A 22,831-nucleotide genomic window follows, 5' to 3' on the forward strand; every position below is an offset into this window, starting at 1 on the left:
TGAGATTCCGATATGCTCGGACGCTCGAATAGCTACAAGGGGGAGACCATGACCAACGCCAGTTTTGATGATGAACACCTACCACCGGAGCCACCGCCGGAGGAGGAACCGGCTCCGCGCCGTCGCTATCAGCAGGAAGAGCCAAAGCGCTATGGCGAATTCCGCCAGCCCCCCGCAGACCGCGAAGCGGAGCAGGGTGTTCTGGGTGCCATGTTGCTCAGTCCCCATACGGTGATGGAAGTCATTGAGGAGCTGGAGCCCGAGGATTTCTACTATCCGGCACACACGTTGATTTACCGCGCCATGCTGGATCTATATTCCGAGGGCAAGGACGTCGACGCCGTCATTTTGGCCTCCCAGCTCGACCGCTTTAATAACCTCGAGCGCGTCGGCGGTGCTCCTTATCTCCACACGCTGCTCGCTACAGTGCCAACGGCGGCCAACGCTCGCTACTACGCCGAAATCGTCGCGGAAAAGGCAGTGCTGCGCAAGCTTGTTGATGCCGGCACGCGCGTAGTGCAGCTCGGATTTTCCGGCACCGAAGATGCAGAAATCGAGTCCGTCCTGGACCGTGCGCAGCAGGAAGTCTTCGCCGTCGCCCAGCGCAAGACGGCAGAAGATTACCGTGTCCTGGGGGATCTTATTGACCCCACCATCGATGAGCTCGCTGCCCTGCAGCAGGCAGGCGGCGTGGAGCTAGGTGTGCCTACTGGCTTCATCGACCTCGATAAGCTAACCAATGGCCTTCACGCGGGCCAAATGGTCATCGTTGCTGCTCGCCCTGGTGTGGGTAAATCGACCCTAGCCATGGACTTTATGCGTTCCTGCTCTTTGCAGCACGGCAAGTCCTCTGTGATTTTCTCGCTCGAGATGTCAGCTTCTGAGATTGTCATGCGCCTGCTCTCGGCGGAGTCAGAGGTAAAGCTGGCCGATATGCGTGGTGGCCGAGTTTCCACCGAAGACTGGGCAAAAATCGATGAGACCCTCAACCGAGTGCAAGACGCCCCACTCTTCATTGATGACTCACCGAACCTCACGATGATGGAAATTCGGTCCAAAGCCCGCCGCCTCAAACAGCAGCACGGCTTGGACCTCATCGTCTTGGACTACCTGCAGCTGATGTCTTCGGGTAAAAAGGTCGAGTCTCGCCAGCAAGAGGTCTCTGAGTTCTCCCGCCAGCTGAAGCTCTTGGCCAAGGAGCTGGAGGTTCCCCTCATCGCGATCTCGCAGCTGAACCGTGGACCTGAGGCGCGTACGGATAAAAAGCCGCAGCTTGCGGATCTCCGTGAGTCTGGCTCGCTGGAGCAGGACGCCGATATGGTCATGCTGCTCTACCGCCCCGATTCCCAGGACCGCGATAATGAGCGCGCCGGCGAGGCGGATATTATCCTAGCCAAGCACCGTGGCGGTCCGATCGATACCGTGCAGGTGGCGCACCAGCTGCACTACTCCAAGTTTGTCAATATGGCGCACGGATAAATTACAGGTCCACCACCGCGTTGGGGTCTCCCAATCGTGGGCCAAGGATGACCAGTACCAAGAAAACCGCAGCTGCGGCAATCGCCAGCCATCGCCACACGGGGAAAAGGCGTTCGCCGCACAGGCGGGCGAACGCCGCACCGATAAGCGCGCCCAGGGTATTGAAGAGAAGATCATCGATATCCGTGCGCCCCAGGGCGAAAGCATATTGGCACACTTCTAGTACGAGGCTGAGGCCAAATCCCCACGCAGCTGTCTTCTTAACGGAGCGGCAGAGGCTAAAGACCAGCATGCCGAAGGGGATGAAGAATGCGGTATTGCCCGCGTACTCAAAGAGCGGGCCAAACCAGCTGCCGCCGGAAAATTCATCGAATGGTACCCAGCGCAGTTCTCGGGCACGCTGATTTTCCGGCTTCCACAAGTAGCCAATCTGGTAGAAGGGCTTGAGCGTGGTCAATGCGACCATGACCGCGGTCCACGCGGCGAGGGATACCCTGCTGAGCACGCGCTAGTCCTTTCTTTCGTGGCGGGGGAGTGTACACCCCCGCCAATGCTAGCCTGCACAGGGGTGCCTCGGCGGCCTTATTTAGCGACGGACGGAAAAGCCGCGCAGCCGCAGCGAGTTAGTAACCACGAAAACCGAGCTCAGTGCCATGGCCAGGCCCGCCAGCAGGGGATTGAGCCAGCCGAGCGCGGCCACGGGAATGAGTACGACGTTATAGGCGAAGGCCCAGAAGAGATTGCCCTTAATGATTGCTAGCGTGCGGCGCGAGAGCCGAATAGCATCAGCGGCGCAGCGTAAATCGCCGTTCATCAGGGTGATATCGGAGGCTTCAATGGCAACGTCGGTACCTGCGCCCATGGCGAGGCCGAGGTCGGCTTGGGCCAGTGCGGCGGCGTCGTTAATTCCATCGCCCACCATCGCCACGGTGTGCCCCGCGGCCTGCAGCTCCTTGATGTGGTTCACCTTGTCCTCGGGCAGGACCTCGGCGCTGACGTGATCGATTCCTACCTCGGCAGCCACGGCGCGGGCGGCCCCGGCATTATCGCCGGTCAGCAGGTAAGGGGTAAGCCCTAGCTCCTTCATCTGTGCCACAGCGGCGGACGAGCTCGGCTTGAGGGTATCGCGTACCTCAATGATGCCTGCAGGCTGCCCGTTGACGGTGACGACCACCGGCGTGGCACCAGCGTCCTGTGCGGCGCGGAATGGCGCTTCTAGGTCGCCCAACGGGCTTTGGCGCTTGCCGACGCCCACCCGGGCCCCCTCCACAGTTCCTTCCACGCCGCCTGAAACTACTGCAAAATCGGTAGCTGGTTCCACCGTGCTTTCTCGGGCGATAGCGCGAGCGATGGGATGCTCGGAGTTGTGTTCCACGGCCGCGGCCAAGTCGAGCACGTCGCCGTGTACGGCGGTAACGGACATCTCTCCGGCGGTGACCGTTCCGGTCTTATCCATGACGATGGTATCGATTTGCCGCGTAGATTCCAGGATCTCCGGGCCTTTAATGACAAGCCCCAGCTGTGCCCCGCGGCCGGTGCCGACGAGGATCGCGGTGGGCGTCGCCAAGCCCATAGCGCAAGGGCAGGCCACGATGAGGACGGAGACCGCGGCGATAAAGGCCGGGGCCACCCCGCCGAAGAAAAGATGGGCAAGGAGTGTCAGCACTGCTACGGCCATGACCGCGGGGACGAAGACCTGCGCAATGCGGTCCACGAGGCGCTGTACCGGCGCCTTGGACGTTTGTGCATCCGTGACCAGCTGGGCCATTTGGGCCAGTACCGTATCCTCGCCCACCTTGGTCGCTCGGACCTCGAGCTTGCCGGAGGCATTAATGGTTGCGCCGGTCACCGCATCGCCGGGGCCGACCTCAACGGGCACGGGCTCGCCGGTAATCATGGAGGCGTCGACTGCTGAGTTGCCGGAAACGACGATGCCGTCGGTGGCGATCTTCTCGCCTGGGCGTACTACGAAGACATCGCCCACCTGCAATTGGGCAATTGGAATGCGCTGTTCGCCTCCCTCGCGCAGCACCGATGCTTCCTTAGCGCCTAAGGAGAGCAGCTCCCGCAGGGCCTCAGAGGACTGGCCTTTGGCCCGCGCCTCGAACCACCGACCGAGCAGGAGGAAGGTAATGACCATGCCCACGGACTCGAAATAGATGTGATCCATCTGCGCCGCATTCGCGTCCAGTGTCATGTGCATTTTCATGCCCGGTTCGCCCGCGTTGCCGAAAAACAGTGCCCATAGCGACCAAAAGTAGGCCGCTGAGGTTCCCATGGTGATAAGCGTGTCCATGGTGAAAGAACCGTGCTTGAGGTTTGTCCACGTAGCGGTGTGGAAAGGCGCGCCACCAAAGATATAAACGATGGTGGCCACGATGGCGCAGGCCCACTGCCAATTGGGAAATTGCAGTGCTGGCCACATCGAGACCACCATGAGCGGCAGCGATAGGGCACCCGAGATAATGGTGCGGCGCAGCAGGCCCCCGTCACGGCTTTTCTCGGCCTGGGGCTCCTCCGTCTTCGCCCCCGCCATATCGAAGGCGCCGTAACCTGCGCCCTCCACCACCGAAATGAGCTCCTGTGGACTTACCGTCTGGGAGTCGTACTCGATGGCCGCCGCCTCGGTAGCGAAATTGACGCTGGCGCTTACTCCCTCGAGCTTGTTTAGCTTGCGCTCGACGCGGGAGGAGCAGGAGGTGCACGTCATTCCTGTTACGCCAAGGTCCAAGTGGGACATGGTGGTTCCTACTTCAGCGTGTAGCCGGCCTCAGCCACGGCGGCTGCTACCTGTTCATCGGTGAAATCGGTGCCGGTAACCGTTACGGCGCCGGTGGTGTGGTCAGCAGTGACCTCGCTAACGCCAGAAATTTCGCCGACCTCTTCTTTTACCGACATTTCGCAATGTCCGCAGGTCATGCCCTCTACGGTGTAGTTCTTGGTGCTCATGATGATCCTTTCTTAGGGTTGGTTTCCGGGCCCATTTTATACCCCCTAGGGGTATATAGCAAGGATATTTCATGTACGTTGGGGAATAAAGCAATCCGCAAAGGAGTTAGAACAACCATGGCTACTATCGATGTCACCGAAGAAAACTTTGAAGAAACCGTTACCGGCGAGGGCATTACGCTCGTAGACGCGTGGGCCGATTGGTGCGGCCCCTGCAAGCGCTTTGCGCCGGTTTTTGAAAAGGCCTCCGAAGAGCACACGGATGCTACCTTTGCCAAGCTCGATACCGAGGCTAACCAGGGCCTCGCATCCGCGCTGGAGATTCAGTCTATTCCTACGCTGATGATCTTCCGCGATGGCATCTTGGTCTTCCGCGAGGCTGGCGCGCTGCCACCTGCAGCATTGGAAGACTTGCTGAAGCAGGTCAAGGAGCTCGATATGGCGGAGGTTCGCCGCCAGGTAGAAGAGCAGAACGCGCAGGGTTAATCCCCGCCGGCTTCCTAGGCGCTTTCTGGTGAGTATCGCTAAACTCGCTAGAAAGCGTCTTTTTTATGTCCAAAGGAGAAGATAATGGCTAACCCCTTCAGCAAGGGCTGGAAGTACATGATGAGTTCCTTCGATCAGAAGATTGATGAGAACGCTGATCCGAAGGTGCAGATCCAGCAGGCCGTTCAGGCCGCCAAGGAGCAGCACCAGCAGATTTCTGATCACGCTGCAGAAATCATCGGCCATAAGTCCCAGCTGGAGATGCAGATGAACCGCCTGGTGAAGTCTCAGCAGGACTACCAGTCTCAAACCCAGCGTGCATTGGAGCTGGCGGATTCTGCAGAGGACCCGCAAAAGGCTTCCGAATATAACCAGGCTGCGGAAGTGGTTGCCTCCCAGCTGGTAGCGGTGGAGCAGGAGCTGGAGGACGTTAAGCAGCAGTACGCCGCCGCAGAACAGGCTGCCGCGCAGGCCAAGAGCCAGCAGCAGCAGTCTGAGGCGCGCTTGAAGGAACAACTAGCGCAAGTTAGCCAGCTGGAGGCCCAGGCGGACCAGGCGGCTATGCAAGAAAAGAACGCCCAGGCTATTGATTCCATGAATCAGCTCAACCCGGACGATTCCGTGCCTACTCTTGATTCTGTCCGCGCCAAGATTGAAAAGCGCTACGCCGATGCCCTTGGCGCCCAAGAATTGCAGCACGCCACCGGCGGCGATCGCATTAATGAGATCCAAGCCGCCGGCAATGACATGAAGGCGACTGCGCGCCTTGATGCCATCCGGGCGGATCTTAAAAAGAAGAAAGAGCTCGAATCCGGCGATTAATTCTGCCGGCGAACATTAATCAGAACTCCACGAATCCCTGAGTGGAATCCATCGCGCAGGTTCACGCGCTGGGTTTCGGTCAGGGTGTATTCGTGCAGGGTCTCGCAGGCAAACTGCAAAAGTGGGCGGTCGATCTCTGGGGGAAGCCCGCCGCCAGAAAGCAGATGTGCTTGATCGCGCTGCTCGGTGCTAGCAGCGTTATCGAACCACCACGAGGCGTATTGCTGGCCCACGTCGAATGGGGATTGGAAGCCGGCCGAGCTCCATACTTCTTCCGGCAGCGGTACATACTTAGAGCGCAGCTTGCGCCGCGGTGCCATCATGGACGGCTTGGGCGCCGGCTTCTCCGCCGGAGAGTCCTCCTCGGCGGGGGAATCCTCTGCGGCATCCGCCTTGGGAGGAGCCGGCTTGGGCGTCGGGGCCGGGGTGGGCTTTTCTGTGGCGCCGAAGGCTGCCTCCACCTCTGAGGGCTCGCCGCATTCATCCGGTTCGGGCATTTCCTCGCCATCTTTATGCGCATTTTCGCGCACCACTGGAGGAAGCGGGCCTTCTAGGACCTGCAATTCCATAGCGTCTGCGAAGTCCTCGCGAGGATCCAAGATGGTGGTGGAATCGCACGCATGGCGCAGTGCGGAGGACATGGAGTCCCAGCCAAACCCATAAAGATGTACGCGGATCCCGTTATCCACGGCCGCTTGTGCGCCGGGAATCATGTCCGCATCGCCGCTGACGAGGACGAAGTCGGTGAATTGTCCCTTCATGGCGGCGATGACCATGTCCGCTACGAGGCGGGTATCTACGGCCTTTTGGGTGCGGCGCTCGCCCCATTCAATGAGCTGACCGGTGCGCAGTTGGACCCCTTCGCAGGTGCGCAGTGCGCGCTGGTAGCGGTGCGGGCCGGTATCGGGAATGCCGTCATACCAGTATTGGCGCTGGATGGGGGTCCCAAGTTGGTTCTCAATCATCCCGCCCATGGTGCTGACCACCTCGGGCAGATCGATTTCTAGTTGTGCGCGGGCACCCGTTTCCCACGAGTTATAAAAGCTAGCGAGCAAGTATGAGGTATCGACAAAGACGAGTGTGCGTTCAAGCATGGCTCCTAAGTTCCGTTCTAATTGTTCTAAATAAAATTCTTTGTGGTTTCCAGTGTGCCCCATTAGTCACAAAACGTCGATAACCTTGGGCAAAATCCCAGCGCAGTGGCAGCAAAAAAGTTTTCTCTTTGGAAGTATTGCAGGGGTGGGGTGTTGCCGATATGGTTGGTTACACAAGTAACTAACCAACGAACCGAGGGGCGATGGATAATTCCACGCAACCACTCTTCCGTCAGATTGCTTCCTTGGTGGAGGACGCCATCGTGGATGGCACCTTGGGCGAAGGGGATAGGGCCCCATCCACTAACGAGCTTGCTGATTTTCACAACATCAACCCGGCCACTGCCCGCAAGGGCATCAGCCTCCTGGTGGATATCGGGGTGCTGGATAAGCGCCGTGGCATCGGCATGTTCGTGGCGGAAGGGGCCCTGAAAACGATCCGCGAGCGCCGCCGCGCGGACTTTGCGGCGGAATACATGGCACCGCTTGTCGACGAAGCTGTTCGCCTGGGCTACAACCGCGCCCAGCTCCATGACCTATTTGATCGCGTTGCAGAAAGCCGAGGAATGTACTCATGATTACAACACGAGAATTCACTTTTGCTGATGGCCTCACACACGGCTTAGTCGGCCCCAACGGCATAGGCAAAACCACGCTCCTGCGCAAGATTGCCGGCCAAATCCAATCAGGCGGTATCACGGTCTTTGGAGAGAAGCCCTTTGATAAGCAATCGGTTCTCAACCGGGTTATTTTGATGGGGATTGATAACCCGCTGCCGGATTCCTGGGGCATCGGAAAGCTGGGTGTCATAGGAAAGGCACGCTGGCCGCGCTGGAACGATGACCGGTTTAATGAGCTGCTGGTTCGCTTCGACGTGCCGGCCAAGGCTTATTCTTCCCTGTCCCGCGGGCAAAAGTCTACGGTGGGATTTATCTTCGCCGTTGCTTCTGGCTGCGAGGTCATGCTTCTCGACGAGCCCTATCTGGGCCTCGATACTCAGCGCCGGGAGCTTTTCTATCAGGTGCTGCGCGAGGAGCACGGCCGCACAATTGTCATCTCTACCCATCACCTCAATGAGGTAGCAGGTCTCCTCGACACCGTTTCGCTGATGGGGGATAACCCAATTTCCGGTCCTATCGATGACTTCATCGAGGGAATTCTTGAGCTCACCGGCCCATCGGAGGCTCTCAATGCAGCGGTCGAAGAGCTCGACCTCCGCGTACTCAGTAGGGAAACCACAGGCTTGGGGGACCGCGTGCTTATCGACGCCCGCTCTACCGCCACCGATCCCATCTTCCGCACGGCCCAGGCCTACGGTCTGCGCGTCACTGAGGTCTCCTTGGAGCGCGCGGTCCTGGCACTGGAGGAGAAAGCATGAAACTACTGTGGTACCTAGGCGATTGGTGGAGCTGGACCTTTTTCCTTTTCGCTTTGCTCGTCATGCCCGTCATGGCGCAGGGAACGTGGAACGCGCTCCCCGTGATCTTTTCCTTGTCGCTAATACTTTCCCTGACACCAGACTTTAAGAAGTATCAGTTGGTGGGGCTAGGCTCGAAAATCTGGAATGAACATCGCCGCTGTCTCGTTGCCCTGTGCGCACTAGCGGCAGCTATCGGTGCCCTCACCGTGCAGTTGTGGTGGGCATTGCCCATTTATGCCGTCGCAGCGGCGTGGGCCATGTACCGCAGGGCTACTCCTAAACGGGTCGGGTACACCACGACCGGTTCCCAACCCTCAAACGGATTTGGATGGTTCCCTCGCACCTTGGCCGGGCAAACCATTTACCGCCGGCAGGTCAAGGCATGGAGTGCTGCGTGTCTGGCGCAAGCAATCGGGTTTGTACTTAGCCGGTATAAGGAGGACATCCCGTTGCTTGGTTTCCTTGGCATCTTCATCTGGACACTTTCAATTGTGATGCTCTTCGCAGCTTTCCACAGCTTGCGAGTATCTCTGCGCGAATACACGGTGCTTGGTGGAAGTCGTGCTGTTTGGTCCCGGCATACTGCCGTGCTCGGCCTGATACCTGTCCTAGTCGCGACCACCTCCAGCGCAGTACTGGCAAACGACGGTGAACTTGTAGCGGACATCGTGCTGCTTAGTGCCACCTGCGCCCCTATAGTGGTCAGTCTGGAATTTCTGGGAAAGAAGAACTGGCACTTATTCGCTCTCTACCTGGTCCTCATTGCTGGGATGGCACTTCTGCGCACTGTGGTGCCGGTCTCCGCGGTTGCCCAGCTCTTCTTGGCGGTGGCTTTCTATACAGTCTGGGCTTTGATGCTGCCCGCGTACATTCGCCGAGCAAACGCTCACCGTGGCGGAATGAGCGCTTGGATGGGCATAGATTAAACCGCTCAAAAGAAGGGTTGGCCTGGGGATTTGTGTTTGTTTAAGTCGCTGTGTAACTTAATACGAGTCAGCGCGACCGACAGCGCCCCACAGGAACAGAAAAGTTCCTGGCTGAAGCGGCGATAGGAAAACAGGCCCTGACAAAACAAAATTCTTTTTGCTCACAATGAGCTACACGCCAAAGTGTGTGTGGTTGTTGTGTGGTGATGATGTTTGAGAACTCAATAGTGTGCCAATGTACTTTTTATTTTTTGTGTGCATGGTTGTGTGTTGATTGGTTTGTCTGCCAATAGACCTAGGTGGTTTGTTGGTTGGTGTGTGCCGGTTGGGTATGTGGAACACGTACTTATTTGAATGCTGTTTGGTGTTTCGGCTGCATTGAGATGGATTGGTTGGCATGTGATTGTGTTCAACTTTTTTGGTTTCCTTATTTTTGACCCCGTCGGGTTGAGGGAACTTATTTTTTCTTTGTAGTAATTTTTGGACGCCAGCACAGGCTTTTGTGGTTTGTGGTGGTTTGTTCTTTTGTTGGGTTTCGGGCTTTTCACGGCCTGTTTCGGATGTTGTTCTGAAATTTTTTTGTGGAGAGTTTGATCCTGGCTCAGGACGAACGCTGGCGGCGTGCTTAACACATGCAAGTCGAACGGAAAGGCCCTGCTTGCAGGGTACTCGAGTGGCGAACGGGTGAGTAACACGTGGGTGATCTGCCCTGCACTTCGGGATAAGCCTGGGAAACTGGGTCTAATACCGGATAGGAGCCATTTTTAGTGTGATGGTTGGAAAGTTTTTTCGGTGTAGGATGAGCTCGCGGCCTATCAGCTTGTTGGTGGGGTAATGGCCTACCAAGGCGGCGACGGGTAGCCGGCCTGAGAGGGTGGACGGCCACATTGGGACTGAGATACGGCCCAGACTCCTACGGGAGGCAGCAGTGGGGAATATTGCACAATGGGCGCAAGCCTGATGCAGCGACGCCGCGTGGGGGATGACGGCCTTCGGGTTGTAAACTCCTTTCGCTAGGGACGAAGCTTTTTGTGACGGTACCTAGATAAGAAGCACCGGCTAACTACGTGCCAGCAGCCGCGGTAATACGTAGGGTGCGAGCGTTGTCCGGAATTACTGGGCGTAAAGGGCTCGTAGGTGGTTTGTCGCGTCGTCTGTGAAATTCCGGGGCTTAACTCCGGGCGTGCAGGCGATACGGGCATAACTTGAGTACTGTAGGGGTAACTGGAATTCCTGGTGTAGCGGTGAAATGCGCAGATATCAGGAGGAACACCGATGGCGAAGGCAGGTTACTGGGCAGTTACTGACGCTGAGGAGCGAAAGCATGGGTAGCGAACAGGATTAGATACCCTGGTAGTCCATGCCGTAAACGGTGGGCGCTAGGTGTGAGGGTCTTTTCACGACTTTCGTGCCGTAGCTAACGCATTAAGCGCCCCGCCTGGGGAGTACGGCCGCAAGGCTAAAACTCAAAGGAATTGACGGGGGCCCGCACAAGCGGCGGAGCATGTGGATTAATTCGATGCAACGCGAAGAACCTTACCTGGGCTTGACATACACCGGATTGGGCTAGAGATAGTCTTTCCCTTTGTGGCTGGTGTACAGGTGGTGCATGGTTGTCGTCAGCTCGTGTCGTGAGATGTTGGGTTAAGTCCCGCAACGAGCGCAACCCTTGTCTTATGTTGCCAGCATTTGGTTGGGGACTCATGAGAGACTGCCGGGGTCAACTCGGAGGAAGGTGGGGATGACGTCAAATCATCATGCCCCTTATGTCCAGGGCTTCACACATGCTACAATGGTCGGTACAACGCGCAGCGACACTGTGAGGTGGAGCGAATCGCTGAAAGCCGGCCTTAGTTCGGATTGGGGTCTGCAACTCGACCCCATGAAGTCGGAGTCGCTAGTAATCGCAGATCAGCAATGCTGCGGTGAATACGTTCCCGGGCCTTGTACACACCGCCCGTCACGTCATGAAAGTTGGTAACACCCGAAGCCGGTGGCCCAAACTTGTTAGGGAGCCGTCGAAGGTGGGATCGGCGATTGGGACGAAGTCGTAACAAGGTACCCGTACCGGAAGGTGCGGGTGGATCACCTCCTTTCTAAGGAGCTTTTATTATTCGGGTGCAGTTGCACCCTGTGGTTGGTTGAGTATGCGAGTGTCATGCTGCCAGCTTTTATTGTTGAAAAATTGTCCGGGTGAAACACACACCTGATGAGGCAAGACCAAGTGTTTGAATGGCGCTTTGTGACACACGTTGTCCGTGCACAGTGAAAAGTAAATGTTGTTTGTATGTTGGTGCATTGTTGGGTGTCTGGGGCATTATCCCCCTTTTTTGTGCCTGACCATAAGGCTTGTTGACACTGCCCGTGTTGGCAGGTTGTGGTTGGGGTGTTGTGTGAGAACTGTATAGTGGACGCGAGCATTAAACACGCACGGATGGATTGCTTTTGTGGTTTGTTTGTGTGTGTTTGTGTGATTTCTTTTTTCTTTAATCAATTTTTGTCAAGTTCACTTGTGTGGCCATCTGCGCTTTTTGGTGTGGGTGGTTTGTGTGTTCGTTATTAAGGGCGCATGGTGGATGCCTTGGCATGCTGAGCCGATGAAGGACGTGAAAGGCTGCGTTAAGCCTCGGGGAGTTGTCAATTAAGCGTTGATCCGAGGATGTCCGAATGGGGAAACCTGGCCCTGGTTATGTGGGGTTACCCTTCAGTGAATTCATAGCTGTTGTGGGGGTTTACGCGGGGAAGTGAAACATCTCAGTACCCGTAGGAGGAGAAAATAATAATGATTCTGCTAGTAGTGGCGAACGAACGTGGATGAGGCTAAACCGTGTGCATGTGATACCTGGTAGGGGTTGTGTGTGCGGTGTTGTGGGCCCCAATGGACGGTGACTACCATCATCGTGCTCGTGTGTTGTTGTTAGGTGAAGTGGTTTGGAATTACCTGCCGGAGAAGGTGAGAGTCCTGTAGTTGAAGACAATGGCATGTGGGTTGTTGGGTTGCCCGAGTAGCAGCGGGCTCGTGGAATCTGCTGTGAATCTGCCGGGACCACCCGGTAAGCCTAAATACTCAGTGTGACCGATAGTGTATGAGTACCGTGAGGGAATGGTGAAAAGTACCCCGGGAGGGGAGTGAAATAGTTCCTGAAACCATGTGCTTACAATCCGTCAGAGCACCGTTTGTGTGTGATGGCGTGCCTTTTGAAGAATGAGCCTGCGAGTCAGCGGCATGTCGCGAGGTTAACCCGTGTGGGGTAGCCGTAGGGAAACCGAATCCTAATGGGGTGTAAAGTGGCATGTCCTGGACCCGAAGCGGGGTGATCTACCCATGGCCAGTGTGAAGCAGCTGTAAGAGGTTGTGGAGGCGCGAACCCACGTAGGTTGAAAACTGCGGGGATGAGCTGTGGGTAGGGGTGAAAGGCCAATCAAACTCCGTGATAGCTGGTTCTCCCCGAAATGCATTTAGGTGCAGCGTCGTATTATAGCTTGGTGGAGGTAGAGCGACTGGTTGGTTGAGCGGGACTACAATCTTAGCAATGTCAGCCAAACTCCGAATGCCACTAATTGTGTTGTACGGCAGTGAGACTGTGGGGGATAAGCTTCATAGTCGAGAGGGAAACAGCCCAGATCGCCGGTTAAGGCCCCTAAGGGTGTACTAAGTGGAAAAGGATGTGGGATCGCGAAGACAGCCAGGAGGTTGGCTTAGAAGCAGCCATCCTTGAAAGAGTGCGTAATAGCTCACTGGTCGAGTGGTTCTGCGCCGACAATTCAGTGGGGCTCAAGTACACCGCCGAAGCCGCGGCAAACATTTTTTGTTTGGGTAGGGGAGCGTCGTGCATGGGTTGAAGCGTTACCGTAAGGAGGCGTGGACTGTGTGCGAGTGAGAATGCAGGCATGAGTAACGAATTGATAGGTGAGAATCCTATCCGCCGGATGACTAAGGGTTCCTGGGTCAAGTTCGTCTTCCCAGGGTGAGTCGGGACCTAAGGCGAGGCCGACAGGCGTAGTCGATGGATAACCAGTTGATATTCTGGTACCCGTACATGCGCGCCCATGATAAAGCACTGATACTAACCACCGCGGATGCACTGCTAGTCTTCTTTGAAGATTGGTGGTGTTGATGTCGTGGGGCCTGATGTGTGGTTCAAGTGATGGGGTGACGCAGTGAGGTAGCCACGCCACTTATTGGATTGGTGGTGTAAGCGTGCAGATCGTGTGGTAGGCAAATCCGCCACACATTTGGTTGAGACGTGATGCGTAGACCCAATGGGGTTGATGGTGGTGATCCTGTACTGTCGAGAAAAGCCTCTAGCGATGTGTGTGTATGGCCCGTACCCTAAACCGACACAGGTAGTCAGGTTGAAAATACTAAGGCGTTCGGGTGAACTGTGGTTAAGGAATTCGGCAAAATGCCCCCGTAACTTCGGGAGAAGGGGGGCCCCACGGTGTGAGCATCCTTGCGGTGTTAAGCGTTGTGGGGTCGCAGAGAATAGAGGGAAGCGACTGTTTATCAAAAACACAGGTCCATGCGAAGACGTTAAGTTGATGTATATGGACTGACGCCTGCCCGGTGCTGGAAGGTTAAGAGGACCGGTTAGTAGTCTTTGACTGCGAAGCTGAGAATTTAAGCCCCAGTAAACGGCGGTGGTAACTATAACCATCCTAAGGTAGCGAAATTCCTTGTCGGGTAAGTTCCGACCTGCACGAATGGCGTAACGACTTCTCTGCTGTCTCAACCACAGGCCCGGTGAAATTGCACTACGAGTAAAGATGCTCGTTACGCGCGGCAGGACGAAAAGACCCCGGGACCTTCACTATAGCTTGGTATTGGTGTTTGGTTCGGTTTGTGTAGGATAGGTGGGAGACTATGAAGCTATCACGCTAGTGGTGGTGGAGTCGTTGTTGAAATACCACTCTGATCGGATTGAGCATCTAACCTTGGCCCATGATCTGGGTTGGGGACAGTGCCTGGTGGGTAGTTTAACTGGGGCGGTTGCCTCCCAAAATGTAACGGAGGCGCCCAAAGGTTCCCTCAGCCTGGTTGGCAATCAGGTGGTGAGTGTAAGTGCACAAGGGAGCTTGACTGTGAGACAGACATGTCGAGCAGGGACGAAAGTCGGGACTAGTGATCCGGCACCTACTTGTGGATGTGGTGTCGCTCAACGGATAAAAGGTACCCCGGGGATAACAGGCTGATCTTCCCCAAGAGTCCATATCGACGGGATGGTTTGGCACCTCGATGTCGGCTCGTCGCATCCTGGGGCTGGAGTAGGTCCCAAGGGTTGGGCTGTTCGCCCATTAAAGCGGCACGCGAGCTGGGTTCAGAACGTCGTGAGACAGTTCGGTCTCTATCCGCCGCGCGCGTTGAAACTTGAAGAAAGCTGTCCCTAGTACGAGAGGACCGGGACGGACGTACCTCTAGTGTGCCAGTTATCCCGCCAGGGGTATCGCTGGTTGGCTACGTACGGAAGGGATAACCGCTGAAAGCATCTAAGCGGGAAGCCTGTTTTAAGATGAGGTTTCGTTAAGGTCCCCTAAAGACGATAGGGTAGATAGGCCAGACCTGGAAGCACTGTAAGGTGTGAAGGCTACTGGTACTAATTGACCACAACAAACACCAACACACATTGGTGTAACACAACAAAAGAGTAAGAAGAAGAAACAGTCACTGTCGTGACCGCGTCCACTATGCAGTATCTGACACAACACCCAAGCAAGGGCACCCAAGAGGGTATTTTTGCTTCGTATGTTTGTCGGTGGTCAATAGCTGCAGGGAAACGCCCGGTCCCATTCCGAACCCGGAAGCTAAGCCTGCACACGCTGATGGTACTGCAACCGGGAGGTTGTGGGAGAGTAAGTCACCGCCGACACCAAACAACAATAGATAATTTAATAACCCAAAAGAAGGGAAGAGAACGGAACACCCACCGTCCTCTTCCCTTCTTTCACGTTTTGCGGGGAGCAAGCATCACGCGACGGAACACGTAGCAAGTTGCACACCGCCGCCCTTTCGTCGTAGCTGAAGTTTATAGGCATTAGGCCCCCAGGAGAACACTTCAGGACGAGCGATTGAGAGTGTTCCCGCACCGAACTGTGCTTGTTACTGGGATCTACGGACTAGGAATGGCTCGGTGATTTTCCTTTATCTACTCGTAAAGGGCACCGGCTTTGGCTATACTTTTTCGCCACGTGACAGTTTCATGGACTACACAGTGTGTCGGCTATGTTTGATCTATTAAGCGGTGCGTATAGAGAGGAAGGGCGGACTCGAACTCCCGGTACTTCCCGCTGAGCGGGTCAGTGAATTCGATGTGCGTTGCTGTGAGATGCATTGGGATCCGCATATCCTCCGCGTCTTCAGGGAGGATTTCTGGATAGACAGGATCACCCAGGATGGGTATTCCAGCCTGCCACATGTGGAGACGCAATTGATGGGTCTTGCCCGTGGTGGGTTTGAGCGTGTATTTGCCTAATTGTGGCAGTTCTCCGTGGATCTTTTCATACGGGGCGTTATCTATTAGTTCTACTGCAGTCAGAGTAGTAAACGCGTTGGGGGTGCCATTGCCTATGCGGCCTTGGATTTCGCCGGGGGTTTTGGTGAGGTGGGAGGCCCACTGTAGGGGCGTCGGAAAGCGGCGGTATTCGGCGATCGCCTGATAGGTCTTTTGTACTTTCTTTTCCGCAAAGAGCGTTTGGTAGGCGCCGCGAACATCACGATGTTTGGTGAATAGCAAAATTCCGGAGGTAAGTCTGTCTAGGCGGTGCGCCGGTGCGAGCTCGTCGTTTCCTGTCATTCGTCGGAGCTGGACTGTAGCTGTCTGTACGATGTGGCGTGCGCGTGGCATGGTTGCCATAAACGGCGGCTTATCGGCGACGAGGATATGTTCATCCTCGAAGAGAATGGGGACGTCGTAAGGCACCGGTGTTTCGGGTGCCGGAATGCGGTAGAAAAAGACGTCCTCGTCGTTGCCTAATATTGAGTCCGGCCGAAGCTTGGTCTGATTGCGTAGGACAACCTCGCCAGAGTCGAAGCGCGCCTGGAGCGCCGAGGCGTCGTCGTCGGGGTGTCGATGGCGTTGTGCCGAAATTACTGCACTAAGAAAATCCCAGGCCGTTATGCCTGCCTCGGGAGTGCGCACGCGGGTTGGATTCAGACCGTCTTTGATCGGCAAAGGCGTGAAACCTTTTCGGCGATGTATTAATGTTTTGTCCATGGATTTTAACTCTCTCATTGAACCGGTTGTTGCCTTCTTCTCTGAAGGTATTGGTGCCGTAATTCGCACCGTCCTGGAGTTTGTGTACACCGTTATGTTCCCGTCGAATTCCGAGGCTGCAACCGTCAACCCTCAAGCCTAATCCGTACTACAATTAAGGTATAACCACCGAAAGGACACATCATGGCTAAGGAAGACATTGTAGTCGTTGCCGTTGACGGTTCGGATGCATCGAAGAATGCAGTTCGTTGGGCCGCAAATACGGCTATGAAGCGCGAGATTCCACTGCGAATCGCATCTAGCTACACCATGCCACAGTTCCTGTACGCAGAGGGCATGGTTCCGCCAAAGGAGCTTTTCGACGACTTGCAGGCTGAGACCCTCGAGAAGATCGAGGAAGCTCGCGCCATCGCTCATGAGGTAGCCCCAGAGCTGAAGATTGGTCACACTGTGGCCGAGGGCTCCCCGATCGACATGCTGCTAGAAATGTCGCACGATGTCACCATGATCGTCATGGGCTCCCGCGGCATGGGTGGCCTGTCCGGCATGGTAATGGGTTCTGTCTCCGCTTCGGTTGTATCCCACGCCTCTTGCCCGGTGGTCGTCGTTCGCGAGGATAATCATGTTACGGACTCCACCAAGTACGGCCCTGTCGTCGTTGGTGTGGATGGTTCCGAGGTTTCGCAGAAGGCCACGGCTTACGCATTCCGAGAGGCGCAGGCCCGCGGTGCTGCTTTGATTGCCGTGCATACTTGGATGGATATGCAGGTGCAGGCTTCCTTGGCGGGTCTGTCGGCCGCCCAGTCCGAGTGGGCTGATATTGAAAAGGAACAGAGCGAGCTTCTGACTGAGAATCTGAAGGAGCCGCGTGAGGAATACCCAGAAGTTGAGGTAAAGAAGCTCATTACCCGCGATCGTCCAGTGAGCGCTTTGACCGAGGCTGCAGAAGGCGCGCAGCTACTGGTTGTTGGCTCGCACGGTCGTGGCGGCTTTAAAGGTATGCTCCTGGGATCGACCTCTCGCGCACTGTTGCAGTCCGCACCGTGCCCGATGATGGTTGTCCGTCCGGATGAGGAAAGCTAAAAGCTGCTGTGCATAGAGCGCTTCGCCCACAAGGGCGGAGCGCTCTTGTTGTGTGGGGCCGCCTTAGGTAGTGTGCGCTCGTGTACGCTAAGGTACTACCCGCTAATTTAGGAGGATTGCATGAATTTGGGACTGGGGCTTTTTAGCTCGATTGTTATTGGTATCATTGCCGGCTGGCTGGCAGAGAAGATTATGAAGCGCGACCACGGCCTGCTGACCAACCTTATTGTTGGTGTGCTGGGTGGCATCATCGGTGGCATGATTATCCACTTCCTGAATATCGAGGAAGGTGGATGGATCTTCTCCTTGATTGCCGCTACGGGTGGTGCTTGTATCCTGTTGTGGATCGTGGGGCTCATCAAGAAGTAGCCCGAACTTAATTCGCGTACAAACCGGTTTGTCTATAAAGTATAGATGAACCGGCTTTGTCGTTTTAGAGAGGAACCCATGGCAGAGAAGAAGTCGCGCCGTAATCGGCCCAGCCCGCGCAGCCGGCTGCTGGAATCAGCGACCAAGCTATTTACTACCGAAGGCATTCGTGTCATCGGAATCGACCGCATCCTGCGCGAGGCGGATGTGGCTAAAGCTTCTTTGTACTCTTTATTTGGTTCCAAAGACGCGCTCGTTATCGCTTATGTAGAAGCTTTGGACGAGAAGTTCCGCCAAGATTGGGAACAGCGTACCGCGGAGATGACGGATCCGGATCAAAAGATCCTGGCCTTTTTTGATAAGGCGATCGAAGAAGAACCCCAGCAGGAATTCCGCGGCTCTCATTTCCTGAATGCGGCCGGAGAGTATCCGCGACCCGAAACCGAGGCGGAACACGGTATCGTGGCTGCCTGCGTTGAACACCGCAAATGGGTGCATTCCACCCTGACGGCCTTGCTGACAGAGCGCAATGGTTACCCATCGTCCTCGCAGGCGAGCCAGCTGTTGATTTTCCTGGATGGCGGCCGTGCGGGTGCTCGGCTCACCAAGGAGATTGGGCCGCTGCAGACGGCCCGCGACCTAGCTACTCAGATGCTTTCTGCTCCCCCTGCTGATTATTCGATTTAAGGTACTTTCGCGCCTCCATACGTAGCTGGCTGACCCGCTTCTTCTCCTCCTTGGAGAGGGCGGGTTCTTTTTCGCGCTTGCGCCAGCGGCGAATGCTTTCGCGGCGCATAGCGTGGACATCCTCAGTAAGCGGGTAGTCGCGGTGCAAAATGATCTCAAAGATAGCGGTTTGGATCAGCATGAAGAGATAGGCGCAGCCCCAGTAAAGGATGATGGCCACTGGGATAGGTCCGGTTTGGGCTAGGTGCCACAGGAAGAATGGGATCACCAGGAGCAAAAAGCCCATGAGAATGAAGACGCGGCGGTTGACCTTCTGATCAAATTGAGTGGTGCGGAAACTGCGCACGAGGGAAATGACGGAACTAGCCATGGTAAAGGCGATGGCGGCAATGAGGATGGGATTGATGAGGTCGTCGTGCTCGCGGGCGAAATCCGTCAGCGGAGCGCCGTAAAAGGTGGTTTCGCGGAAGGCCGAGACGTCGGAGGCATTCAACATGCCCACGGTGGTGGAGCCGCGCTCAATATTGGACATGCGCAGGAGCACTTGATAGAGGCCGATGAAGGCCGGAATCATGATGAGCGGGGGAACACAACCAGCTGCGGGGTTGTAGTTATAGCTCTTCATGAGGTTCTTTTCCTCTTGCATGAGCTCCGCCATTTCCTCGGTGGTGGTGGCGTTATTCATCTGCTTTTTGATGCGGTTATTCTCCGGGCGGATGAGTGCGCCGATGCGGGCGGAGCGTACGGATATCCAGTTCAAGGGAACAACGACGCCGCGCACGGTGATAACCAGCAGGATGATGGAGATCAGCCAGGCCGTAGATTCACCGACGAAGCTGCTGATGAGCCAGTGCCAGAATTTCATGATTCCGGAAACTGGGTACATGAAGACTTCGTACATGCTTAACCTTTCATGGGCAGTATGGTCTAAGGCATGACTAAAGTTCTTGGGGAACTCATGCTAACCATTGGCGTGGTTCTTTTACTCTTTGCATTCTATGAAGCCTATTGGACAAATGTAGAATCCGGTCAGCTGCAGGAGGAGGCGAGCGCCCACCTCGACGAGCAATGGCGCAATCCGCGGCAGAAGTTGGAGCCGGAGTTGGGTGAGGCGTTCGCGCAGCTTTATATTCCCACGTTCGGTTCTGACTACCGCTTCGCCATCATTGAGGGCACCAATGAAGATGACCTGCTGCGCGGCCCGGGGCGTTACCTGGATTCCCAGATGCCGGGAGAGATGGGCAATTTTGCGGTTGCGGGCCACCGCGTGGGCAAGGGAGCTCCCTTTAATGACTTGGGCAAGCTAGAGACCTGCGATGACATCGTGGTGGAGACGCAGAAAGAGCGAATTACCTATCGCGTATTGCCCATCGATGGCGAGCAGGCGGACTGTTTCAATGGAATTCCGCCGGAGTATTCCCATGTGGCTGGTCGGCATATTACGACGCCTGGCGACGTCTCGGTGACCAACCCCGTGCCAGAGTCGGACGCCGAACCGAGCCGCGAGATCTTGACCTTGACCACGTGTCACCCGCAATTTTCCAACGCGGAGCGCATGATTGTGCACGCTATGGAAGTAGAAAAAGAGGAGAAATAATGTATCGCGCTTTGTGGAATCTCTTGCCGGGGCCGACGGCGGTGAAGGTTATCTTGGCCATTGTTATTGCGGTGGGAGTCTTCTTCCTACTTATGGAGGTTGTATTCCCGTGGCTGTCGCCGATGATGCCGTACAACGACGTCGCGGTTTAAAGGCCCAAGTTGGCGATCGCTTCGTGGGCGATCTGCTCTGATTTAACGGTTTGTTGCTGGTTGCTCCACACCAGCACCGCGTGCGTGTCCTTCTGGACGGCGTACACGGCGTGCTCATTGACTACGCCCCGGCCACCTTCCCAGCCGTCGAAGGAGGCCGGTTCGGTGGCGTCGATAGGCGCGGCCCAATCCACTGCGGCGCGGGCGTCGTCGACCGTGGGCATATCGCGCACGATGACGGTGGCTTGTGGGTCGTCCTGGTAGGACCAAAAGACGCAGGCCGGGGTGGGAAAGCGCGTGTCGATGCCCTGCTTGGTCAGGCGCTGGCCGTTGGTTTCTTCGAGCCAGCCAGGGCCGATGTAGGGGCAATCGCTCCAGTCATTGACTTCCGCGGTTTGGGCCACGTTAACCTCCGGTGCCTCCGAAGCCTCCGGAGTCACCGTAGTGGTTGGTGCAGGGGTGGGTGCGGATGAATCGCAGCCGGCGATCCCAAAAGTGGCTAAGGCGAGTAGGGGAAGTAGGCTTTTGCGCATGAGCCCCACAATAGACCGGGATACCGATGCGTTGCGCACCGGCATCCATATCCTGACCGCTGGCCTGCTGGTGGTAGGCATTTTTACCTCCGCACGAATGCCGCTTTCGCAAGCGATCATCAACCTGCTGCTCTTGGTGGGCTTTGCGGCCGTGTACTTCGCAGGCTCGGTATACGGGGAATATTGGGCCCGGCCTGTGCGCTACCTGTGGCTGTGCATACTCTCGGTGCTGTGGGTTGCGGATCTGTTCGTGGCCCCCGCGGCAATCTATTTGGTTTTCGCCATGTTCTTTTTGTACCTCACGGTGCTGGACATGGCGGCGGGCATCGCGTGCGTCATCGTTGCCTCGATCATCACCGTGGTGGTGCAGATTCCGCAGGGTCTGACCTTCGGCGGCGTCATGGGGCCGGCGGTCTCGGCGCTGGTGACGATAGCGATCACCTACGCCTTCCGGACACTGTCGCGGATGAATAAAGAGTTGATTGAAACCCGTTCGCAGCTGGCAGCCACGGAGCGCGATGCCGGCATGGTGGCCGAACGTCAGCGCATTGCGCACGAGATTCATGACACCCTTGCCCAGGGACTGTCTTCCATTCAAATGCTCCTGCATTCGGCGGACCGTGATCTGGATAAGCAGGACGCGGACAAGGCGCGAGAGCGCATCGAGCTGGCCCGCAGGACGGCCGCGGATAATTTACACGAAGCGCGGGCAATGATTGCCGCTTTGCAGCCGCCGACGCTCAATGAGGCATCCCTTGAGGCCGCGTTGACCCGTATGGCGGAAAATTTCGGCGCTACCGGAGATATCCACGTCGAGGTGGAATCCGAAGGAGAGGTACAGCAGCTGCCCATGAAGGTAGAGGCGGCGCTGCTGCGGATTGCGCAGGGCGCTGTGGGGAACGTCGTCAAGCATGCAGAGGCAAGCCGCGCCCGGATCACGGTGACCTATGAGGGCGATGAGGTGCGCCTGGACGTGGTGGATAACGGCAAGGGCTTTGATCCAGCCGCGGTGGAAAGTACCCCGGCAGGGCTGGGGCATATTGGGCTGGCCGCAATTAGGCGCCGGGCACAGGAGCTAGGTGGGGAGGTCATTATTGAATCCGCACCGGGGGAGGGCACTGCCGTGTCAGTTAGTATGCCCTTAGGCAACCGGGTAGATTAAACTTTTGGTTGACAATGACATCGATAGGAGGAATGTCGTGATTCGGGTCCTATTGGCAGATGACCACGAAATCGTCCGCCTGGGTCTGCGCTCCGTGCTTGAGGGCGCAGAGGATATCGACGTCGTAGGGGAGGTCGCTACGGCCGAAGCTGCGGTGTCGGCAGCGCAGGCGGGCGGCATCGATGTCATTTTGATGGACCTGCGCTTCGGCGCGGGCGTGGAAGGAACCCGCGTTATGGGCGGCGCGGAGGCAACCGCGCAGATTCGCTCCGCGATGGCCACCCCGCCCAAGGTCCTCGTGGTTACCAACTATGACACTGATGCGGATATCCTCGGGGCTATCGAAGCTGGCGCCGTGGGCTACCTGCTCAAGGACGCACCACCGCACGAGCTGCTGGCCGCAGTGCGCTCGACTGCGGAGGGTGATTCGGCGCTATCTCCCATCGTGGCCGATAGGCTGATGACTCGCGTGCGTACGCCACGCACCTCGCTCACGCCGCGTGAGCTTGAGGTCTTGCAGCTAGTTGCGGCGGGTGCGTCGAACCGGCAGATTGGCCAGGATCTCATGCTGTCTGAGGCCACGGTGAAGTCCCACCTGGTGCACATTTATGACAAATTGGGCGTGCGCTCGCGCACCTCCGCTGTGGCGGCAGCGCGCGAGCAAGGCGTGCTTTAATTAGCGGCGTTATAGGCCTCGATGACGTCCTGCGGGATCTTTCCGCGGTGCGCCACTGGCAGGCCTTGGGTGCGGGCCCATTCGCGGATTTGGCTGGGGTTTGCCCGCTGCGCATCGTGCGCGGGGGGCTATGCGGGCGGCGTCCACGTAGGGGGCGAGCAGATTATGGAAATGCCGCGCATTAT

The 22,831-nt window shown here is 56.7% G+C and carries 22 protein-coding genes and 3 rRNA genes; 17 read left to right on the plus strand and 8 right to left on the minus strand.

Annotation, left to right across the window (positions count from 1 at the left end; all coding sequences use genetic code 11):
- Window positions 1-48: 48 nt before the first annotated feature.
- A complete protein-coding gene (gene dnaB, locus I6J28_RS03090) occupies window positions 49-1,479 on the plus strand; it encodes a replicative DNA helicase (RefSeq protein WP_005325950.1) in 1,431 nt (476 codons plus the stop codon).
- Between the two features lies 1 nt (window position 1,480).
- Here the strand turns inward: dnaB and I6J28_RS03095 are convergent, their stop codons facing one another.
- The 3 genes from I6J28_RS03095 to I6J28_RS03105 form a co-directional block, all read right to left on the minus strand.
- Window positions 1,481-1,945 carry a VanZ family protein gene (locus I6J28_RS03095; protein ID WP_204611396.1) on the minus strand — a complete coding sequence of 155 codons (465 nt, stop codon included), beginning with the start codon at window positions 1,943-1,945 and terminating at the stop codon, window positions 1,481-1,483.
- A gap of 120 nt (window positions 1,946-2,065) precedes the next feature.
- Window positions 2,066-4,219: a heavy metal translocating P-type ATPase gene (locus I6J28_RS03100; RefSeq protein WP_204610734.1), complete on the minus strand. Its 2,154-nt coding sequence runs from the start codon at window positions 4,217-4,219 to the stop codon at window positions 2,066-2,068.
- An 8-nt stretch (window positions 4,220-4,227) separates the two neighbouring features.
- The gene (locus I6J28_RS03105) at window positions 4,228-4,428 is read right to left on the minus strand and encodes a heavy-metal-associated domain-containing protein (RefSeq protein WP_005325954.1); all 201 of its coding nucleotides are present in this window, start codon (window positions 4,426-4,428) and stop codon (window positions 4,228-4,230) included.
- Between the two features lie 117 nt (window positions 4,429-4,545).
- Between I6J28_RS03105 and trxA the strand changes: the two genes are divergently transcribed.
- Both trxA and I6J28_RS03115 read left to right on the plus strand, forming a co-directional pair.
- Window positions 4,546-4,914 (plus strand): thioredoxin, encoded by a 369-nt coding sequence (gene trxA / locus I6J28_RS03110; RefSeq protein ID WP_005325956.1) that lies wholly within the window; start codon window positions 4,546-4,548, stop codon window positions 4,912-4,914.
- An 84-nt stretch (window positions 4,915-4,998) separates the two neighbouring features.
- A complete protein-coding gene (locus I6J28_RS03115) occupies window positions 4,999-5,736 on the plus strand; it encodes a PspA/IM30 family protein (RefSeq protein WP_005325958.1) in 738 nt (245 codons plus the stop codon).
- Here I6J28_RS03115 and I6J28_RS03120 read toward each other — a convergent pair.
- Entirely contained in the window at window positions 5,733-6,830 is a 1,098-nt protein-coding gene (locus tag I6J28_RS03120; RefSeq protein WP_204610736.1) for an NYN domain-containing protein, read from the minus strand. The genes I6J28_RS03115 and I6J28_RS03120 overlap by 4 nt on opposite strands.
- A gap of 203 nt (window positions 6,831-7,033) precedes the next feature.
- Between I6J28_RS03120 and I6J28_RS03125 the strand changes: the two genes are divergently transcribed.
- From I6J28_RS03125 to rrf, 6 genes are all read left to right on the plus strand, one after another.
- The gene (locus tag I6J28_RS03125) at window positions 7,034-7,408 is read left to right on the plus strand and encodes a GntR family transcriptional regulator (RefSeq protein WP_005327000.1); all 375 of its coding nucleotides are present in this window, start codon (window positions 7,034-7,036) and stop codon (window positions 7,406-7,408) included.
- Complete coding sequence (locus tag I6J28_RS03130; protein WP_204610738.1) at window positions 7,405-8,208, plus strand: AAA family ATPase; 804 nt, start codon at window positions 7,405-7,407, stop codon at window positions 8,206-8,208. The genes I6J28_RS03125 and I6J28_RS03130 overlap by 4 nt, the downstream gene beginning before the upstream one ends.
- Window positions 8,205-9,176, plus strand: coding sequence for a beta-carotene 15,15'-monooxygenase (locus tag I6J28_RS03135; RefSeq protein ID WP_204610740.1), 972 nt, complete (start codon window positions 8,205-8,207; stop codon window positions 9,174-9,176). The genes I6J28_RS03130 and I6J28_RS03135 overlap by 4 nt, the downstream gene beginning before the upstream one ends.
- 578 nt (window positions 9,177-9,754) lie before the next feature.
- A 16S ribosomal RNA gene (locus I6J28_RS03140) occupies window positions 9,755-11,272 on the plus strand.
- Window positions 11,273-11,725: 453 nt separating this feature from the next.
- Window positions 11,726-14,793 (plus strand): 23S ribosomal RNA (locus I6J28_RS03145).
- A 132-nt stretch (window positions 14,794-14,925) separates the two neighbouring features.
- Window positions 14,926-15,043: ribosomal RNA gene (gene rrf / locus I6J28_RS03150) — 5S ribosomal RNA — on the plus strand.
- Together the 16S, 23S and 5S rRNA genes form the textbook arrangement of a ribosomal RNA operon.
- A gap of 351 nt (window positions 15,044-15,394) precedes the next feature.
- Here rrf and I6J28_RS03155 read toward each other — a convergent pair.
- Window positions 15,395-16,405: a pseudouridine synthase gene (locus I6J28_RS03155; RefSeq protein ID WP_430516387.1), complete on the minus strand. Its 1,011-nt coding sequence runs from the start codon at window positions 16,403-16,405 to the stop codon at window positions 15,395-15,397.
- Here I6J28_RS03155 and I6J28_RS03160 point away from each other — a divergent pair.
- The 4 genes from I6J28_RS03160 (at window position 16,386) to I6J28_RS03175 (ending at window position 18,526) form a co-directional block, all read left to right on the plus strand.
- Complete coding sequence (locus tag I6J28_RS03160; RefSeq protein ID WP_005325337.1) at window positions 16,386-16,529, plus strand: hypothetical protein; 144 nt, start codon at window positions 16,386-16,388, stop codon at window positions 16,527-16,529. The genes I6J28_RS03155 and I6J28_RS03160 overlap by 20 nt on opposite strands.
- Window positions 16,530-16,570: 41 nt before the next feature.
- Window positions 16,571-17,470, plus strand: a complete 900-nt coding sequence (locus I6J28_RS03165) for a universal stress protein (RefSeq protein ID WP_005325338.1) — start codon at window positions 16,571-16,573, stop codon at window positions 17,468-17,470.
- A gap of 120 nt (window positions 17,471-17,590) precedes the next feature.
- A complete protein-coding gene (locus tag I6J28_RS03170) occupies window positions 17,591-17,839 on the plus strand; it encodes a GlsB/YeaQ/YmgE family stress response membrane protein (protein WP_005325340.1) in 249 nt (82 codons plus the stop codon).
- A 78-nt stretch (window positions 17,840-17,917) separates the two neighbouring features.
- Entirely contained in the window at window positions 17,918-18,526 is a 609-nt protein-coding gene (locus I6J28_RS03175; protein ID WP_204610744.1) for a TetR/AcrR family transcriptional regulator, read from the plus strand.
- On the opposite strand, the gene yidC is transcribed toward I6J28_RS03175, so the two are convergent.
- Entirely contained in the window at window positions 18,483-19,427 is a 945-nt protein-coding gene (yidC, locus tag I6J28_RS03180) for a membrane protein insertase YidC (protein ID WP_204610746.1), read from the minus strand. The genes I6J28_RS03175 and yidC overlap by 44 nt on opposite strands.
- A 33-nt stretch (window positions 19,428-19,460) precedes the next feature.
- On the opposite strand from yidC, the gene I6J28_RS03185 reads away from it, so the two are divergent.
- Both I6J28_RS03185 and I6J28_RS03190 read left to right on the plus strand, forming a co-directional pair.
- A complete protein-coding gene (locus I6J28_RS03185) occupies window positions 19,461-20,123 on the plus strand; it encodes a class E sortase (RefSeq protein ID WP_005327018.1) in 663 nt (220 codons plus the stop codon).
- A complete protein-coding gene (locus I6J28_RS03190) occupies window positions 20,123-20,275 on the plus strand; it encodes a hypothetical protein (RefSeq protein WP_204610748.1) in 153 nt (50 codons plus the stop codon). Before I6J28_RS03185 ends, I6J28_RS03190 begins: the two co-directional genes overlap by 1 nt.
- Here the strand turns inward: I6J28_RS03190 and I6J28_RS03195 are convergent.
- Window positions 20,272-20,808: a DUF2020 domain-containing protein gene (locus I6J28_RS03195; RefSeq protein WP_204610750.1), complete on the minus strand. Its 537-nt coding sequence runs from the start codon at window positions 20,806-20,808 to the stop codon at window positions 20,272-20,274. The genes I6J28_RS03190 and I6J28_RS03195 overlap by 4 nt on opposite strands.
- Here I6J28_RS03195 and I6J28_RS03200 point away from each other — a divergent pair.
- Window positions 20,807-21,970 carry a sensor histidine kinase gene (locus I6J28_RS03200; RefSeq protein WP_179387152.1) on the plus strand — a complete coding sequence of 388 codons (1,164 nt, stop codon included), beginning with the start codon at window positions 20,807-20,809 and terminating at the stop codon, window positions 21,968-21,970. The two genes, I6J28_RS03195 and I6J28_RS03200, sit on opposite strands and share 2 nt — an antisense overlap.
- 37 nt (window positions 21,971-22,007) lie before the next feature.
- Window positions 22,008-22,646 (plus strand): LuxR C-terminal-related transcriptional regulator, encoded by a 639-nt coding sequence (locus tag I6J28_RS03205; protein WP_005327021.1) that lies wholly within the window; start codon window positions 22,008-22,010, stop codon window positions 22,644-22,646.
- Here the strand turns inward: I6J28_RS03205 and I6J28_RS11975 are convergent.
- Entirely contained in the window at window positions 22,643-22,735 is a 93-nt protein-coding gene (locus tag I6J28_RS11975; protein ID WP_430516391.1) for an Lsr2 family DNA-binding protein, read from the minus strand. The genes I6J28_RS03205 and I6J28_RS11975 overlap by 4 nt on opposite strands.
- Between the last annotated feature and the right edge of the window lie 96 nt (window positions 22,736-22,831).

Origin of the sequence: Corynebacterium tuberculostearicum (genome assembly GCF_016894265.1) — a bacterium.
Lineage (GTDB): Bacteria > Actinomycetota > Actinomycetes > Mycobacteriales > Mycobacteriaceae > Corynebacterium > Corynebacterium tuberculostearicum_D.